This is a genomic window from Micromonospora sp. NPDC049151, assembly GCF_040648395.1.
Taxonomy (GTDB): domain Bacteria; phylum Actinomycetota; class Actinomycetes; order Mycobacteriales; family Micromonosporaceae; genus Micromonospora.
On record NZ_JBEZDP010000002.1, the window covers coordinates 245281 to 264026 of the forward strand.

The 18746-nt window shown below is 74.0% G+C and carries 9 protein-coding genes; 6 read left to right on the plus strand and 3 right to left on the minus strand.

The annotated features are described in order from the left end of the window. Positions 1-34 precede the first annotated feature (34 nt). The 3 genes from AB0B20_RS04035 to AB0B20_RS04045 form a co-directional block, all read right to left on the minus strand. A complete protein-coding gene (locus AB0B20_RS04035) occupies positions 35-871 on the minus strand; it encodes a hypothetical protein (RefSeq protein WP_357387166.1) in 837 nt (278 codons plus the stop codon). 132 nt (positions 872-1003) lie between these two features. Continuing rightward, positions 1004-1306 carry a WXG100 family type VII secretion target gene (locus AB0B20_RS04040; RefSeq protein WP_357387168.1) on the minus strand — a complete coding sequence of 101 codons (303 nt, stop codon included), beginning with the start codon at positions 1304-1306 and terminating at the stop codon, positions 1004-1006. Between the two features lie 39 nt (positions 1307-1345). After that, positions 1346-1666 carry a WXG100 family type VII secretion target gene (locus AB0B20_RS04045; RefSeq protein ID WP_357387170.1) on the minus strand — a complete coding sequence of 107 codons (321 nt, stop codon included), beginning with the start codon at positions 1664-1666 and terminating at the stop codon, positions 1346-1348. A 252-nt stretch (positions 1667-1918) separates the two neighbouring features. Between AB0B20_RS04045 and AB0B20_RS04050 the strand changes: the two genes are divergently transcribed. The 6 genes from AB0B20_RS04050 to AB0B20_RS04075 are packed head-to-tail and all read left to right on the plus strand — an operon-like array spanning position 1919 to position 18698. Then, positions 1919-2329 carry a YbaB/EbfC family nucleoid-associated protein gene (locus tag AB0B20_RS04050; RefSeq protein WP_357467922.1) on the plus strand — a complete coding sequence of 137 codons (411 nt, stop codon included), beginning with the start codon at positions 1919-1921 and terminating at the stop codon, positions 2327-2329. Further along, complete coding sequence (locus AB0B20_RS04055) at positions 2326-3210, plus strand: hypothetical protein (RefSeq protein ID WP_357467926.1); 885 nt, start codon at positions 2326-2328, stop codon at positions 3208-3210. The genes AB0B20_RS04050 and AB0B20_RS04055 overlap by 4 nt, the downstream gene beginning before the upstream one ends. Positions 3211-3236: 26 nt before the next feature. Further along, positions 3237-16928, plus strand: coding sequence for a hypothetical protein (locus AB0B20_RS04060; RefSeq protein ID WP_357467929.1), 13692 nt, complete (start codon positions 3237-3239; stop codon positions 16926-16928). Further along, entirely contained in the window at positions 16925-17287 is a 363-nt protein-coding gene (locus tag AB0B20_RS04065; protein ID WP_357467932.1) for a type VII secretion system-associated protein, read from the plus strand. Before AB0B20_RS04060 ends, AB0B20_RS04065 begins: the two co-directional genes overlap by 4 nt. Next, on the plus strand, positions 17284-17781 hold the full coding sequence (locus AB0B20_RS04070; protein ID WP_357467936.1) for a type VII secretion system-associated protein: 498 nt from the start codon (positions 17284-17286) through the stop codon (positions 17779-17781). Before AB0B20_RS04065 ends, AB0B20_RS04070 begins: the two co-directional genes overlap by 4 nt. After that, the gene (locus AB0B20_RS04075; protein WP_357387182.1) at positions 17778-18698 is read left to right on the plus strand and encodes a hypothetical protein; all 921 of its coding nucleotides are present in this window, start codon (positions 17778-17780) and stop codon (positions 18696-18698) included. The genes AB0B20_RS04070 and AB0B20_RS04075 overlap by 4 nt, the downstream gene beginning before the upstream one ends. Positions 18699-18746 lie beyond the last annotated feature (48 nt).

Sequence of the window (18746 nt, forward strand, 5' to 3'; positions counted from 1 at the left end):
CCTCTTCGCGAGCGGCGAGACCGTTTCGCCCGCGTCAGTTTCCGTCGGTCTTGACGATCTTCTGGCCGTAGGTGCTCAGGTTGTCCAGGCCCTTGAAGGAGTCACCCATGATCTCGCCGAGCTTGTCGGTGGTCAGCGCGTTCAGCTCTTCGAGGTTCTCGTACTCCGCGGCCATCTTCAGCAGGGCGGTCTGCACCGCGAGCAGGGCGGTGTTCATGTTGACGAGCATGTCCTTCATGTCGCCCTTGACGCCGCCGTCCTGGGCCGTCGCCCCGACGATCGCCTGCCGCAGCACCTCGGCCCGGGCGAAGGCGCCGGGACGCGGGTCGATCGCGCCCACCTGGTCGGCCGTGGTGAGCAGGATCTTCCCGGCGCCGGTGATGCTGCCCAGCACGTCCTCCGCGAACCACTTCAGGGCGGCGGTGTTGACCGCCACGCCACTGGTCGAGGCGGTGTCACCCTTGAACGTCGGGTTGATCGCCGGCGGTTTGAAGCCCGAGCCGGTCGAGATCTCGTCGTCGATCCAGTCTGACTGGTCGGTGAACGCGGGCGGCTTCACGTTCGACGGGTCGGTGATGTTGTCCTTGTACGTCTTGACGAGGTTTTTCCAGCCCTCGGTGTCGAGGATGTTCTTGTCGTACCAGTCGCGGGCCTCGATCCACTCCGGATGCTCGGCGCGGACCTCGTCCTTCCATCGCTCGTAGTTCACGCCGGTGCGGTTGTTCTGGTGCTTGTTGTAGAAGGCCATCCAGGAGTCGTGCGCCGCCTGAACGGTGCCGTCCGGCTTCCCTATGGCCTCGTCACCCATGCCGTAGGCGTTCATCGCGCTGATGGCTTTGTCGTTGGGGTATCCCCAGTCAATGCGGGCCAAGGAGCTCACTCCACTCGAGAGTCGACGACGGAACGTTGGCACAGACCCCAGCGGCCCGGGTCGTCTAGCTCACCGGGCCGGGGACGGACGACGTGGGCCGCCACGCCGCGTCCGCGGCGGCCGTCCGGCGGTTCAGCCGCCGCGGACGTCGTTCCAGATCATGGCGTGACGCTGCTCGGTGGTGCCGTAGTTGTCCGAGATCTGCAGCAGCGTCTGCCGGGCCTGCTCCAGGTAGCCGACCATCGAGTCGGCCGCCTGGTTCCAGGCCAGCTTCGAGACCCTGTACTGCTCCTGGGCGGCACCGGTCCACTGGGCCAGGCTGGCCTCGACGGTGCGCTCCATCTCCTCCAGCGACGACTGGATCTGGCCGTTGATGCGGTTCATGTCGGTCAGCACGGCGTCTGCCTGCACGAAGTCGAAGGTGTAGTTGGACACGTCAGTCCTCTCGGGAGATCGGGGGGATCCGGATGCGGCTCAGATGCCCGGCAGAGCCGCGCCGAAGGAGTTGGCCACGCTCGACGCCTCGTCCTCGGCCGTCTGGTAGCCCTTCGTGGTCACACCCATGACCTCGAGCATCTTCAGCAGCTCGTTGATGACCCGCTGGAACGCGTTCTCCCAGTTGTCCATGGCCTGGTTGAAGCCCTGCGACGCCTGGCCGGTCCAGGAGGAGATCAGGATGGCCATCTGCCCGTTGACGGCGCGCAGCTGGCCGGTGAAGGCGGTGGCCTTGTCGGAGAACTCCTGGGCAGCCCGCTGCATACCCTCTTCGGTGGTGCTGACGGTCGGCATCGTCACGGCCGGACTCCTCGTGTCAGGGAAAGGTGGCAGGGAAGAGTGTTGATCCGCGGCCCTGCCCGGCGGCAACCCGTTCGCGCCACCATGTCCGAACGTCACCGAACATTGCACGGCAGCGCCCCGGGACCCGGCGCCGCCGGCCGACCGACCGGGAAGAGTGGTTGCACTTTCATGCACTGATCCCCGGCCGGAGTTCCGGCGCGACGGCGGTGGCGTCTTCACTTGACGGCGACGTCGAGGGAGTGGTCCGTCGTGAACTACAGCGAGCGCATCGAAGGCCTGTTCCAGGAGTACGAACGGCAGCGCAACAGCCTCGCCGAGATGCAGGCCCGGATGAGCGCGCTCTCGGCCACCGCGACGTCACCGCGCCAAGAGGTGAGCGTCACCGTCGGCCAGAACGGCGTGCTGACCGACATCCAGTTCCCCTCCGGCGCGCACAAGCGGCTCACCACCGCCGATCTGACCCGGCTCGTCCTCGACACCTACGCCGACGCCAAGGAACAGGTCATGAACCAGGCGGCCGACGTGCTGGCGCCGATGCTGCCGGACGGTCTGGACGCCCACAAGCTGGTCCGGGGCCAGGCCGGGGCGGACGCGTTCCTGCCGAAGGAACCCCGCATGGTGACGAGCGTGCGGGAACTCCTGACCCGGGGGCCCGAGTGATCAGCAACAATCCCGGCGGGCGGCTGTGGGTCGACCCGGACGGGGTGGAGGGGCTCGGCAAGGCGTACGAGTCGCACGTGCAGCTCTACGACACGTACCTCACCCAGTTGACCGCGCTGCGCGCCCGCTACGCCAGGGCCTGGGGCGACGACGACATGGGCGAGCAGTTCTCGACGAAGTTCCTGGAGGGCCTGGACAACCTCGAAGCGATCATCGGCGGCGTCCGGGGAACCCTGCGCTACACCGCACAGGGGCTCACCGAGAGCAGCCGGGCGTACCGGGAGGCGGACGAGGCCGCCCTCGACGTCAGCCGGAAGATGACGAAGGACTTCGACGGCCTGGACGGCCTCACGTACCCCCGGCGGGCGGTGGTCGCGGACCCGGTGCTGGAGCCCACCGCGGAGGGTGAGCCGCGCCGGCCGCATCTGACGTCCCGTCGGCTGGCGCTCACCGAACCGGTCGCCGAACAGGCCGGGGTCGCTCCGCGGCAGTACGGCGCCCCGATGCTGCCCGTCCAGCCCGCCGAGCCGCTGATCCCGCTCACCGCCGCCCACCCGGCCATCTCGTCGTACTTCGTGCGGCCGGAGTACGCGACCGCCCACGTCGGCGGCCGGCCGCTGCCCGAGGGGTACCGGCTGATCGCACTCAACCCGTTCGAGGACGGCAGCGCCCGGGTGGACGCGAACCTCTACGACTCGATCACCCCGCTGGCCGGGACGCCCGTGACCACCCCGGACGGCAAGCCGATCGACCCCGGGCAGGGCCGGCTCTTCGTCGTCAGGGAGAACCCGGCCGTCGACCCCACCGCACCCGGCTACCAGCCGCTTTACCTGAGCTACGCGCCGGACGGCACACCCACCCCGATCATCCCCGGCGCCTGAGCCACCCACAGGTGCCCCGGTAGGACATGCCCGACTTCCACATCCCCAACGACCCGCAGTGGCAGTGGGCGTACGACCTGATCCTCGTCGCCGTCGGCGAGGAGTATCCGAAGGCCGACCCCACCGCCCTGCGGGCCATGGGCGACGAGCTGTACGCGCTCAGCAGCACCATCCTCAACGGGATGGGTGCCACCGCCAACCTCGGCTACGGGCTGGCCGGGAGCCTGTCCGGCCCGGCGATGGACGCGTTCCAGCACTACCAGGTGGGGATCACCAAGAACGTGCCGGCCGGCGGCAACATCGCCCTGGCCCTGGGCGGCTCGGCCTACAACTTCGCACTGGACTCGGAGAACACCCAGTACAACATCGTCATCGCGGCCTTCACCCAGGTCGTCGAGATCGCCATCGCGCTGGCCTCCGGCTTCGGCGCGGCGGCGGTGCCCGCTCTGATCAGGATCGGTCAGGAGATCGTCGGGGCGCTGATCGGCCTGCTCCGCCAGCGGCTGCGGAACCTGCTGATGCGGCTGACCTGGGAGGCGTTCCAGGAAGGGCTGGAGGAACTCTGGCAGAGCGCCGCCGCCCAGGTGACCCAGATCATCGAGGGCAACCGCAAGTCCCTGGACTACAAGGACCTCGGGCTGGCGTTCGCCGGTGGCGCCTTCATCGGCGCGGGCGTCAGCGGCATGCAGATGATCGGCGGCAAGTTCTTCCCGAAGATCAATAACAACGTCCTGTCGCGGGAAGGGCTGTCGGCGCTCGCCGAGACGCTGTTCGAGGGCCTGTTCACCATGATGGTCGGCGGCGGAGGCTTCAACCCGTGGGCCACCATGAGCTCGTCGATGATCGGCGGGATGGCCCACCACTACGCCACGGTGGCCGGCCAGAGCTACGGCCCCGGCGCCGCCGCCGGGGCGCCACCGCCGACGATCGAGACGAAGAACCTCACCACCACCGCACCCACGCCGCCGACGACGACAGTGGACGGGCCAGCAGTACCCCCACCCGTCGGCTCTCCCACCGGCCCGGGCGGTCAGAGCGGTGGCCCGGGTCCGCAGCCCTCGGGCGGGCCGACCACCGGAGGCGCCGGTCAGGGGTCCGGCCCGGGCGAGGCCGGAACCCGGGGGCCGTCGCCTCAGGGCGCCGGTGATCCGGCTGCCGGCCAGGGCAGTGCCGGGGACACCACTCCAGGCGGCCAGGCTCCGGGCAGCCAGACCGCCGAAGGTCAGGTTCCGGGCGGACAGACTGCGGGCGGCCCTACCTCCGGCGGACAGACCGCCGACGGCCGAGCCCCGGGCGGACAGATCTCGGGCGGGCAGACCGCAGGCGGACAGGCCGTGGATGGTCCGGGCGTCGGCGGTCAGGTCGGCGACGGGTCACAGGGCGGCATCCAGAACGGCGACACGAGCCCGAACGGCACCGGAGGCCAGAGCCCGAGCGGGCTCGGCGCCGCGACCCCGGCGACCGGCACCGACCCGCGTGGAGCCGGCGGTCCCGCCCCGGGGCCGAGCCCGGCCGCCGGCACCGAGGGGACGTCGCCGCGCGCGGACGCGACGGGCGCGCCGAGCGGCAGCCCGGCGAGCACCGGTGCGCCCACGACCGGCACCCCGGCCGCCGTCGCCGGCCTCACCACGCCCCACGGCGGCGGCCTTCCCGGTTTCGACGCGCCGGCGTCGAACGGCGGGCCGGCCGCTCTCGACACACCGGCGCCCGTGGCCCCGCCCGCCACCGCCGCCGGCCCGGCGGCAGTCCCGACCGGCCCGTCACCGTCCACCGGCACGCCCGGCACGGGCGCGGCGACCGCCAACGGCACACCACCTACCGGCACACCGGGCACCTCCACGCCGGGCACCGGCACACCGAGCACCTCCACACCGGGCACCGGCGCACCGAGCACCAACGGCAGCCCGCTTACCGGCTCGCCGAACACTGGCTCGCCGCCGACCACCGCGTCCACGGGTTCGCCGACCGGGACCCCGAGCACCGGCCAACCGACCACGAGCACGTCGTCCACGGATCCGGCGACCACCGGCCGTCCGGCCGCTTCCCCGCGTGACGTCGCCGGCGCCGCGGAGGCGCCCCCGCCGCCGCTGGCGCCCGTCGGCGGGATCTCGGTCGACGGTCCGGCCGTGGCCGCCTCACCGGCCACCGACCCCGGTGTCGCGGGACCGTCCTCACCGGAGCCGGTCGTCGCGGTGCCCGGCCCGGTCGCCGCCGTCGACACGCCGGGCGACGGCACGTCGGATGCCCAGGTCGACGCCGACGGTCCCGGCACGGGGACGGGCCGGGCCGGCGACCCGGAGACGGGCGCCGTCGACACCACGCCGACGCCGGACGGAGCGACGACGCAGCAGCACGGGACCGTCGAGCCGACGCCGGCCCCTCCCGCGCCGATCGCCGGCGCGGACCTTCCCGCGCCCACCCGGCCCACGCCGAGCCCGCAGTTCCAGCAGGCCAAGGCGAGCGCGGAGCCGAAACGGCTGCGCACCGAACGGTACGTGCCCTGGAAGGACACCGTCGTCCCCGGCACCCACCTGCTGCGCGGCGAGATCACGACGATCGACTTCACCACAAGGGAGTTCACCGCCGACGGCCGGGACTACCGGTCGTTCGACGTACACCTGGATCTGGTCTCGAAGAACGACCAGATGTCCCCGCGGGAGTTGCGCGACTTCGCGGCGACGGTGCAGCGCACCGTCGACGAGATGGTCAACGGCAGATACACGCTGCCCGACGGTCGCCTGCTGCACATCGACCTGGTCGTCGACACTCCCCCGTGGCGCGACGGCATGACCCGCGACTGGCAGGCCGACCCACGCCGTAACCCGCCGGTGGAGGTGACCTCGCAGGACGGGGTGAGCACCGACCAGCACGTGTGGAACACCGGCGACCGCCTGCCAGTGATGGTGCACGAGGTGATGCACTACCTCGGGGCCAAGGAGGGTCACCAGGCCCCCGAGCACCTCTTCACCACCGTGCCCCGGCCGGGGGTGATGGGTGTCGAGGTCGACACGCTGCCGATGTCGGAGCAGGACGGGATTTCGGCCGGGCCGGTCGACTATCTCACCGCACAGGATCTGGCGACGATCCACGACGTCGCGCTGACCGCCGGACCGGTGCGCGACCTTCCGGCACCGCAGGCGCCGCGCGAGCAGACACCGGACCCGTACCCGAACCCGCAGGTCCCGTCGCGCGCCCCGGCCCCGCCACCACCGCCGCCGCCACCGGGCGTCCCGGTGCCACCGCCGCCACCGCCGGGTGTCCCGGTACCGCCACCACCGCCACCGGGTGCCGCGCTGGGTGTTCAGGGCCCGCCGCCTCCCCCGGGGATGCCTCCACCGCTGGGGATGCCGCCGCCTCCGGCCGCGCCCGGGTTCCCGCCGCCTCCGGCGCCCGGACCGGCGAACCGGAACTCCGCCCCACCACCCAGGGCGGACCTCTCCACAGCCACGCTGCCGCCCCGGCAGCAGCCCGTGCCGACGGCGGTCGGGCAGAGGCTCACCGCGAAGTACCAGGTGGTGCACGTCCTCGACCAGGGTTCACCCGGACTGGGCCACCAGGCCGCGACGGTCGCCATGCTCGACGGGCTGGCCGCTACCGGCTACCGGGGCACTGTCGTGCTGACCTATCCCAGCAACAAGACGCCGTACTACGCGGGGCAGCTCGGCCGGCAGTCCGACTTCGACGACCCGGTGGGCTCCTACGATCTGTTCCACCGCGAGTGGACCGGTCGCCGGGGCGACATGGATGTCGTCATGCGACCGCAACAGCCGGCCGAGCAGAAGGCCGCCGCCGCCCTCCGCACGGAGGTGAACTGGAAGACGAGGCAGTGGCCCGGCGCCGCGCAGGCCCCCGAATGGCAGAAGGAGCTGCAGCCGGGGTTCCGGAAGAAGACGGAGGACGAGCAGAACAACACGCAGGGCCTGCGCCTCGACCAGATCGGCGCCGACCCGCTCCCCCCGGGCACGGTCCTGACCGTGCTGCCCGCCGTCGACGTGCCGAAGAACGACGACGAGTCGGAGCTGACCGACGATCAGCGGAAGGAGTGGTTCCAGGAGTCCTGGGTGCGCCGGCTACGCGACGCCCACGGCGACCACGACCTGCTCACGCTCCAGCCGTTCCTGTGGGACAAGTTCCCCCGCCAGTTCCACAGCCCGAACGCGCCGGTGAAGGATCTCGACACGATCCTGACCGGTGTCCCGTCCTACCGTGGCCGACCATCGGCAACCCCGCCGCCCAGTGCCGGGGCGGTGATCAGGGACACCGGCGTTTCCGGGGCCGACGGCCTCGCGGACCTGGTCGACGACGAGGGCACCGACGTGGTGCTCGTCTACTACGGCAAGACGCGGGTCACGCCGGAGCACGGCGACGTGGTCCGCCGGCTGACGACTGGCGCCCGGCAGGACCGGCCGACAGTCGTCCTGGTGGTCGGCGACGCGACGCGGGCCCTTCCCACGGCCGGGGCCCCGGTCCACGTCGCCGCCCTGCCCCGCGTCACGCCGGAACAGATGGCCGGGCTGCGCGAGCGCGCCACGCTCGTGGCCACCGAGGGCGCGAACACCTGGCAGGAGTCGCTCGCGGCGGGCAGACCCACGCTCTCCGTGACCGCGTCCGCAGGTGACACCCGCCCCTGGCAACACGAGCCCGCGTCGTTCCACGACGACCCCGAGCTCACCGGTGGCCGCACTCTGCTCGACCGGGCGTCGCACCACCTCCGTACCGGGACGGACCCGGACGCGCTGCGCGACTTCGTCGAGGACCGCGACGGCGCCGTCCGCACGTACTTCGACAGATGGCGCGAGGCGCTCGGCGAGCCCGGCTCCGATCAGGTCGACCAGGCCCTCGCCACGGTCACCGGCCTGCCACTGGACCCGGACGCCCGCCCGCGCGCCGACACGTCGCCGAGCGCGCCCCCGATCGACACCGCCGCACGTCAGCAGGGCACCCCGCCGCCCCGGTTCGACGTGCCCAAGACCCGCGACGAGATCGCCCAGGCACGCGCCGCGCAGCGCGACACCGCGCCGCACCGGGTCGCGAACACCAGCGCGTACGACGTCATCGACCGGGGACCCCACCCCGACACCCGCGTGCCCGGCGTGGTCGCGCGCTCGTACGAGCAGGCCGGTCTGCCCCTTCCGGCCGACGACCGGCCCCGCCTGCGCCTCGACGCGGTCGACAACCGCATCGCGTACGACCATCGGGTGCTGGGCCTCGGCGACCGTGACGTGCAGGACTTCACGGTCAAGGTCTTCCTCGACGCGCGGGACGCCACGGCGGCCTCCGCCCGGCCCGACATCCAGACCCGGGTACGCGACGCGGTGGACCGCGTCTACAACCAGGGCTTCCGGATCGGCGACGATCAACTGAACGTCACTGTGGAGTTCGTGGCGACGCCCAGCGAGGCGCACGCCACCGTCGCGCTGCACGGCACTCCGGCGCCGGCCACCCAGACCACCTGGTCGACGCACTCGTCCGACCTCGATCTCGCGCACGAGATCGGGCACTTCCTCGGCCTGCGCGACGAGTACCCGGTGGCGGACCGCGCCCTGGACGCCACGTTCGTCCAGGGCGACACCTCGCTGATGGCGACCACCACGCCGGAGCACGATCCGGGGCTGCTGGCGCGCAACGTCGACCGGATCGCCGGTCAGCAGGATGCCGTGCTCTCGCCCGACCGCGGCGGGCTGCCGCCTCGGACGGCGCCGGTCCGCTTCGAGCCGGTACGGGTGGCGGGCGGCCGCAACGCGCGGTTCGACGAGCTGACCCGGCACACCCGCGAGGTCGGTCCGGGCAACTACCGGCAGGTGAGTGCCGCGCTCAAGGACGAGGGAGCGCCGATCGGGTTCGTCGTCAACTCGATGCTGCCCGCCGAGGACGTCGACCAGATCCCCGAGGTGGTCCGCGCCGTCACCGAGGGACTCGCCCCCGGCACCACTGTCGCGTTCGTCTTCGGCGTCAACACCACCGCCGAGACGCCCGACCTCGCCTTCCGGGACGCGGTCGCCCGAGCCGCCCGGCTGGTGGAGGGCCTCGACGTGCCGGTGGCGGTGAACGGCTACGCGGTCGGCACGAAGGGCGGCAAGTTCCCGTACGGCCGCACCCGCAACCAGGTGCTCCGCGACCCCGACACGGTGGCCGCGATCCAGGGCCTCGTCCAGGGCGACCCGGCCCGCGAGGAGCGGCGCTACCCGTACGTGTCGATCCAGGACTTCGACCGGGGTGCCCGTACGACGGCGGACGGCACCCACGTCTTCGACCGCATCGACGGCCGGACCCGCTTCGACCCGGAGTCGACAGGACCGCAGGACGAGCCGCCGGCCCGGCCTTTGATGATCTCCGGTGGTTACCGGGTCGGCGACACCGAGGAGCTGATCCGGCGTACCCGTGAGCGGCTGGACCGGCGTGTACGCGACCACCAGGCGAGGATCGCCGACCTCACCACACGCGGCCCGGGCGCGCGCCGGGAACTCGGGATCGAGCGGCAGAAGCTGACCGCCGTCCTGGAGGGCCTCGCCACGTTCGACACGCAGGCCGGGCGGGACGCCTTCGTCCAGGACTTCACCGACGCCGTGGACGAGGACATGCGGTCCCGGGACCGGCAGGCCACCGTCCACCCGATGCTCCCGTACTCGCCGGAGCCGAACCTGTTCGTCGACGGCCTGCTCACCCTCGGCCGGCCCGAGGTCCGGTTCGGCGAGGCGGGCGCGGAGTTCCTCATGCTGGCCGAGAGCCTGCACCAGGCGTACGGCGAGGAGCTCGCCGTCGCCCACGGCGCGGCGACGCCGGCCGGCCTGCCCGCGGACGTCCTCACCGTCGACGTGCAGGTCCAGTCGCAGAACAACAGGCATCCCGACCGCGACCTGGCGTTCATGACGGACTTCGTGGGCGCCGCCACGCCCACCGACCTGTCCCGGCTCGCCGCCGACTTCGCCGTCGTCCACGCCCTCCCGCAGTCGCACGCCGTGCCCACGAACGCCAACCGGCAGCTGTTCTACACCGAGGGCACCGGCTTCAAGGAGTACCGGGCCGACCTGCGCAAGCCAAACGTCGCCGCCTCGACGCCGTTCGCCGCGCCCACCGACGCCGGAGCCGGATCGCCGACGTGGCAGCAGTCGCTCACCGCGCGGCAGCTCCGGCAGCTCGGCGCGCAACCGCACAACCGGTACGTCACCGCCGTCTCGCTGCCCGCGCCGGACACCGGTCCGGCGCCGGACGTCCCGCCCGCCGTCGACCCCGACCTGGATCCGTCGCGGCCGGCCCGGACCGTGGGCCTGCCGAACAGCCAGCGCCTCGTCGCCGCGCACCTCATGGCGACGTCCGACGACCCCGGGACCATCCAGCAGGAGTTCGCCGTCGCCACCGCCGTCGCCGTCCGCGGCGGGATCGACAGGCAACCCGGTTCGCTCTACGACGCGATCGCCGCCGAGCTGCCCGGAGGGGACGCGGACGCCCTGCGGTTGAGCACGCTCCGCGCCGGACGGGACGTGATGAGTCTCGACGAGGCCGCGGCGATGCGGCGGCGCAATCCGTACGACAACAGCCAGTTCGTCCGGGCCGCGCTCGCCCCCGACCCCGGCGGGCGGCGCCGCGACACGCCTGTCGACGACGCCGAGCGGCGCGGCATCGGCAACGCGCACGACGTGGTCGAGCTCGCCGCGGCCCGGGGCACCCACGTGCACCTCGTCGTGTACGACGACCCGGCCGGTACGCCGCGCGACTACCCGGTGATCGGCGCCCGGCCGCTGAGCCGGCTGGAACTGGTCCGCACGATCGACCCGGCGGGCCACGTCACCTACACCCGCCGGGAGCCACCGCCGCCGGCCCCGGCCGACGACACCGACACCGGCAGCGAGCCCGGCGGCTTCGACCTGTTCGGCGACGGCGACGACGACGGCTTCGGCGACTTCGGCGCCGGCTTCGGCGAGCACGACGACGGTGACGGCAGCGACGACCACGACGGCGACGACGCCCCGGTCACCCGGTCGACAGCCGAGGACGACACGACCACCGGGACCACCGCCACGAGAGACCCCGCAGAAGAAACCACAGCGGGCGAGACCACCACCGCGGAGACGACCACCGCGGAGACCACCGCAGCCGAGACCGCCACCGGGAGGGCCACCGCGGAAGAGAGCGCCGCGGAAGAGACCACCACCCGGGAGGACGCCGTGGGCGGGGCCGGCGCGTCGCCGGCGACCACCGGGACCACCGGGACCACCTCGGCGCTGCCGTCGTCCGACGAGGTACGCCGGAGCCTGTCGTCCTACCTGCGGGAGAGCCGGACCCTCGGGCTCGCCGAGCAGTTGCGCGCCACCGAGAACGCGGACCTCGGCGCGGCGCTGCGCACCCTCGACCCCGGCCTGTCCGACGAGTTCGTCGACGCGGTGGCGGCGGACAGCCGCGACGACGTGGACCAGTTCCTCGGCGAGGGCCGCCCCTACCCGGTCACGATCGGGGGGCACCCGGCCGAACTGCTCGTCACCGCCGTCCTCGACTGGGACGCGGTCCGCGTGGACCGGGCCCACGACGACAAGCGCAAGGTCACCGCCAAGACCCGGGAGAACCTCACCCACAAGCTGCGCCACAACCGGGACCAGCGGGTCGAGCCGAAGGTGACTGTCACGGCGATACCCGGTGTCGTGGTCGGCGTCGGTGGTTCGGTGCCGACGGCGCCCGTCACCGAGCACTCCGCCGAGCACAAGGACACGTTCACGTCCACCACGACGGTCAAGGTCGCGGGGCTGACCGAGGTGACGGTGCCGGTCCGGTTCGTCGCCCGGCTCGTGCGGCCCGGCCGTCCCGCCGCCGGACCGGTGGAGGCCTCGGGCACCGTGGCTCTCGCCGTACACACGGGGTTGCGGACGGCAGACGCGACAGCGCCGGCCGCCGCGGACCGCACGCTCGGCGCGCCGGTGCCGGACCGGTTCGGGGTGGAGAGCGTCCGGAGCCGGCCGGCCGATCCGGACGCCACGTTCTTCGACCAGGTGGAGGCGATCCTCGCCGAGGACGGCATGGCCGACCTGGTCCGGATCGGCGCACCCGGCCGCCCGGTGATGCAGAAGCTGCTCAGCACGGCGTCGATCTCCGGCAGCCTGCCGAAGATGGTGGTCACCGACCCGGCGAACGTCCACGACGGCTGGGTGCGGTCGGGTGCGCTGCCGCGCGCCGCGCGCACCGGATGGCGGCGCTTCTTCCCGGGCCGCGCCCGGCAGGTCGAGGTCCGCCTGGTCGCCCGGCACGTCGAGGAGGTGGAACGGGTCGAGGGGGTGACGCACATCGACACGGCCGCGCTCGCCGGCGAGGGCACCGGCGGCGCCACCACCAAGCGGCCGTGGGGCCTGTGGGGCCTCGGCGGCGCCGGACTGGACGCCGCGCCGTTGAGCCTGGTCGTGGGGCCCCGGGTCGGCGGCGGCCGGGAGCGTGGCGCCACCCAGACGATCGCCGAGCGGACCGGCGGCAAGCAGACGGTGACGGGCACCGCGCCGGGCGTCCGGTACCGGGTCGAGTACGGCGTGCAGGTGCGCGTCCTGGGCCGCGCGCCACGGATGCTGTCCGGTTCCGTCGACGCGCTCCAGTGGACCACCGGCGACCGGCTGCCCGGCACCGCCCTCGACCCGAACGGCCTGGAGTGGCGCGGACGGCGCGGCGCCGCCCGCACCCACTTCGCACCGGCCCGCGTCGAGCACGGCGAGTCGTTCGGCGGCGCGTACCTGACCCGGGTGGGCGACCGGAGCCTGTACGAGACGGTCGCCGACGCGGTCCGCTCGGTGCCCGGTCACCGCCGGTTCCGTCTGGCCACGCCCGAGGAGACGCTGCGGCACTTCGGCGACGCGCGGCTCGCCGACGGGCTGACGCCCGAGCTTCAGGCGGCGCTGAACCGGGACACGGACCTGAAGACCCAGCTCTCCCCCGACCAGTTGCGCCACCTGGCGGACCGGATCGTCGGGCCCGGGCTGAGGATCCCGCTGATCCGCACCGGCACGTTCCACGACCACGTCACTGTGGTGACCATCCGGGGCAGCCTCGGCGAGGTGTCCGACGGTGACCTGGTCAACCGGGACAAGATCGGCACCGCCGACAAGCGGACCGCCAGGTCCACGGTGACCAGTGCCCGCGACGACAGCCGGTCGGCCGAGCTGAGCCTGGAGCCCCGCGTCCTGGGCCCGCTCGGCCAGGCCGCCTCGACGCTGCTCGGCGGGCCGCGCGCCGCGATCACCTGGGGCACCACCGACGAGAGCGCCGTCACCGGGGGGCAGTCCGTCGAGAGCGACCACGGGCCGGAGCTCGACGACGAGGGCAAGCCCACCGGGGTACGGCTGCGCGAGTTCGCCGCCACCCTCGACCTGACCGTCACGACCCGGTCCACGGTGCGGGTCAACCAGGCGGGGCGGCAGCTCTCCCTCGGGACGTACGGCCGGGACGTGCCCACCGTCGTCGCCTCGTCCGAGACGCGTCCCCGCACGCACCGCCTCGACGTGCGCATGCTCGTGCCGGAGACGCGGGTCTCCCGGCGACGCCCGGACGCGGAGCCCAGCCCGGCTCCCCGCGACGTGGAGACCATCGCGTACCCGCCCCCGTTGAGCCGGATGACCGGCGGACCGCACGACCTCGACGGACGCCGGGTGGAGTCGTTCGTCGGCGCCGACCGGTTGCAGGAGGCGGTGGTCGAGACGCTGCGTGAGGCCGCCCGGGACGACGTCTACGCCGTCGAGGACGGCCGATTCTCCACTGTGGTCGCCGACGAGCTGTCACCGGAGCGCCTCACCGGTGACGCCGAGCTGTTCAGCCGCCCGCTGGCGCTGAGCAACCTGTGGCACGGCCGCCGGGCCGCCGACGCCCGCGCCGACGTGCGGGTACGGCTGCGCCCGACCAACCCGACGGTGCTCGACGGCGCCGAGTTCGCCCGGGTCAAGCGGACCTTCGCCAGCGGCACCGCCCGCAAGAGCACGCACACGCGCGCGGCCGAGCTGAGCGTCTCCGGCACCGGTGTCGCCGCTGTCAGCGGGCCGGTCGCCGACCACGGCGGCAGCACCGGCCGGCCCGGCGGCGCCGTCATCCTGTCCGTCACGCCGTGGCGGCGGGCCTGGGGCCGGATCAGCGAGCGCAGCGCGTCCGGGGTCGCCAAGCTCCGCCTTGGCGGCGGCCGGGCCGAACGCGAACTGCTGGTACGGGTGGACGTGGAGGCCGAGGTGGTGGCCGAGGCCCGGCACGACAGCAACCTGCGCCCGCTGGGCCGCTGGCCCGGGTCGCCGGCCCGGCGGGCCGGCCGGCGGCTCACCCTGCCCGGCGCGGTGGTCATGCGGATGACACCGGCGGAGCTGAGGCGGCTCCAGGACCGCGACCGCGCCCGCCGGCACGGCACCGCAGACGTGCGCCTGCAACTGCGGCACGCGGAGGACGCCGAGACGCTGCGCGCCGACCAGCGCGAGCAGGTCGCCCGGATGGTGAGCGAACAGGCCACCGAACGCGGTTACCTGCTGCGGCGCCAGCACACCGAGCTGCGTGCCGCCCGCGCGTACGTCGACCGGGTCCGCCGGGACCGCGACGTCGGCGAGACGGACCGGCGGCGCGTCGACGACGCCTTCACCGACCTTCAGGACCGCCACCGGCGCGAACTCGGGGAGCTGGACGCGCGCCACAGAGCGGCGGTGGATGCGCTGAAGCAGACGCAGGAGCGGGAGCGGGCCGCGCGGGCCGCGCATCAGCAGCGGGAACGCGACCTGGTACGCGAGGCGCAGCAGCGGCAGGACGAGGAGGCGGCCGGCTCCGCCGCGCCGGCCGACGCGACACCACAGCCGTTCCGGCCCGGGCCGGAACGATCGTTCGGCATCGGCGGCGTCACCACCCACGTCGACCTCACCGACCGCATCCCGCACCTGCGGCGTGCCCTGGCCCGGGAGTCCAGTGAGGAACTCGCCCAGGCGATCCTGCCGGCCACCCGGGACCGCGGCCCCGGCGACCCGATCCGGGGGCTCGGCAGCAGCGGGTTCCTCGGCGCCGCCCACCTGCACCTGGCCGACGCGCTCAACGGCGGCCGCAGCGAGACGGTACGGCTGGAACGGCGGTTCCGGGGTGCCACGTACCACGTCACGCTGACCGCCGAACCGGTGGCGGAGCCGAGCTTCACCGGCATCGAGCTGGTCGACGAGCTGTCGGTCACCGACCGCTCGGTCGTCGGCGAGGCGCAGACCCGCACCACCTCCCGGACGGCGGCGCAGGTCACGCTGACCGCGCGGGGGCAGGGCACCGAGACCGACCGGGTCCAGGACGACGCCACCCGCACCACCGGCCACGGCCCGTCCTCCGGCACCGTCGCCGCCGGCCTCAGCGGCACCGCCGCCCTCGGCAACCAGGCCACCAAGACGACCGAGCGCACCGGCCGGACGTACGAGCAGTCGCTTACCGTGTCCGGCCCGGTGCCCACGTACCGCGGGCCGGTCCGGCTCACCGTCACCGTCACCGGACGCGGGCTGCCCGAGGGCGGCGTGTCGATCCAGGCGGTCCGCGACGTCACCACGTACTCGGCGACCGAGGGCAGGCCACCTGCCGTCTCCGGTCCGGTCACGCCGGTGCCCGCCGGGCAGACCACCGACGAGGGCCGGCGGCCGTGGCGCGAGGCGGCCGGCTTCGACCGGCTGCCCGAGCCGGGCCGGTTCGCCGTCCAGGACGTCCTGGTCGACCTGCCCGGCCTGCACGAGGCGGCCCGGCAGGCGCTCATCGCCTCCGGCGCCGACCCCGGCCGGGACGTCGCCGCCGCGCTGCGCGACACCCTGACGGTGAGCCGGATCAAGGCGCTGCCGGCGATGCAGGACGGCGCGTTCCCGCTGCCGATGCCGGCCGCGCTGGGCCGCGACCTGTTCCTCGACGCCCGCCTGGTGGCCCGTCCCACCCTCCTGCGGGCGGACGCCACAGTGAAGATCGGCGGCTCGGCGAAGCGCAACACGGACACCGAGTACGAGCGGACAGCGGGCAGTTCGCTCACGGTGAAGGCGGCCGGGCCGCTCGTCGCCGGCGGGGTCGGTCATCCGGGCGGCGCGAGCCGGGTGGGCGAGCGGCAGGACTTCGCCGCCGTCAACGCCTCCTCGCTGGTCGAGCAGCAGCTCTACCGCACCGACCCGGGCGCCCAGGTGAAGGACGAGGGCAAGGTGGCGGTCAGCGCGACCGGCAAGCCGATCCGTCGCACCGACCCGGACGACAAGATCACCGCGGCGGTCCGGTACGACGTCGAGTTCCGTTTCGTCGCCCGTTCCCGTGACGGCCGGCACCGGGCCGGCACCGAGGTCCGGGTCCCGGGCGGCTTCGTCGTCCGGCTGGACGAGGCGGCCGCCCGCGACGCCACCGGCCGGGACCTCTCCCCCGCGCTGCGCGCGTCCGCGCTCGCCGTCGCGGACGCGGCGAAGAAGATGTCGGAGGCGGCGGCCCGCCTGGACGGGCTGACGTCCCGGACGGACTCGACAGCGGAGTCCGTCGCCGAGGCCGAGCGGGCCCTGACGGAGGCGGAGAACGCCTGGTGGAACGCCTACCGGGCACACGAGGACGAGGTGGCCCGGCCACCGGCCCCGGTCCCGCCGGTCGCCGGACCGGCCACCGGGGCCGCCACGCCCACCGCACCGGCGTCCGGCGCCGGCGGTGCCGTGCGCCCGCCCACCCCCGGCCACGACGACAGGCGGCGTCCGGTCGAGGTACGCGACGCGGACCGCCGCCACCCGGAGGAACCATGACCGACAGCGCCGAGCCGCTGGACGTGCTGCTGCGCCGGATGATGCGCGGCGACGCCCCGGTGGAGCGGGTCCAGTCCGCGCTGCGCGGCTCCCGGTTCGACCTGGCGATGAACGGCGACGGCCGCCCGCTGATCGTCCGTTCCTTCGACGACATGCCCTGCGTGGTCGTGGCCACCTCGGCCGAGAAGCGGGCGCGCACCTTCGCGCCGCGGTGGCGCCGGGTCGAGACGGCCGAGCTGGCCGAGTTGCTTCCGGACGGCATCGACGTCCTCGTCGACCCGTCCGGCCCCGAGCCGGTACGTCTGGCCGCCGCGCTCGTCTGGCACGCGCTCCTGTTCACGGACGAGGACGCCGGATGAGCGACGTGGACTTCCTGTTCCTGCTCGACCCGGAGTGGCCGGCCGACGACGATGATCCGCCGTTCGAGGCGGTCGTCGGGGTGTGGCAGGTCGGCGAGGACGGCGAGGTGGGCGAGTTCCGGAGCAACCCGGACTACCGCCCGTCCTTCCCGGACTCCCCCACCGACCCGGTCGACGCGCTGCTGCGCCTGATCGCGGCCGGCGCGGCGCAGCCGGCGCACCTGCGGGCGGTCCTGCGCGCCGGCACCCTGCACCTGGCGGTGAACGGCGACGGGCGGCCACTTGTCATACCCGCCCCGGACGACGAACGGTGCGTGGTGGTAGCGACCGGCGAAGCACACCGGGCGCGGGTGCCGTCCCCCGGCTGGCGGCAGGTCGACCTGGCGGAACTGGCGGCCGTGGCCGGTGACCGCGATGCGCTCGTCAACGCCGGCGGGGCCGCGCCGGCCCGGCTGGCCGCCGCCTTCCTGCGCGAGACGGCGGCGACGCGATGAGCACCGGCGTGCTGCACCTGCTCTGCCTGCGCGCCGCCGGCCGGATGCCGGACCAGGAACTCGCCGGCTTGCGCGCGCGGCTCGCGCACGGCGACCGGAGCGCCTGCGCGGCCGGGCTGCTCGGCGCGTTCCCGCAGTCCGCGGCCGAGATCGCCGCGCTCACCGCGCTGCTGCCCCCGGAGACGCCGCTGCTGCCCGACCCGGCGGCGGACGAGGACGTGGACACCGGCCCGGCGGCGGTGTTCATCCCGTTCCCGCCGGCCGACCTGCCGCTGTACGCGACGGCCGCGCCGCCGGTGGTGGACGAGACAGCGGGCGGCACCGTGGACGGCCTCGACCAGGTACTGCTCGACGTGCTGGACCCGGCGCACACCGCCGGGGTGTGGCGCTGCTGGCGGATCACCCCGGGACCGGACGACACGGTGGACGCGGCGCGCGTCTACCTGGTCGAGGCGGCGACGCCCGACGACGAGCTGCCCGTGATCGCCGACCGGGGGCAGGCGGCGCTCGCCGACGCCGGGCACGCCGCACCGGTCGAGGTCTACCGGCACGACCTGCCGCTGCCCGCGTACCAGTGGGCGGCCCGGTCGCGGTCCGCGCTGATCTGGGCCCCGGAACCGCCCGGCGAGGTACGCCTGGCCGCCGACGGGGACGCGCGGCTGCCGGTCGACGACGACGAGGTCGCGCCGTTCGTCGCCCACCTGCGGTCCGCGCCCGCGCTGACCGCGCGCCTGCGCACCGACGGCGTGTGGGTCTGGCCGGCCGACGTGGCCGACCGGCTGCTCGACGAGGGCACGCTGGCCGACGAGGGTCTGCTGTGGCACCTGCGGCGGTGCCGGGCCGATCCGCCCGCGCCGGCCGGCGCGGTCGCCGTCCACCGGGCGCTCGCCGCGCTGGTACGCGCCGGAGCGCTCTGACCGGGTGTACGAACGGCCCGGGTCGCGGTGTCTCTCGGGCACGAGCCC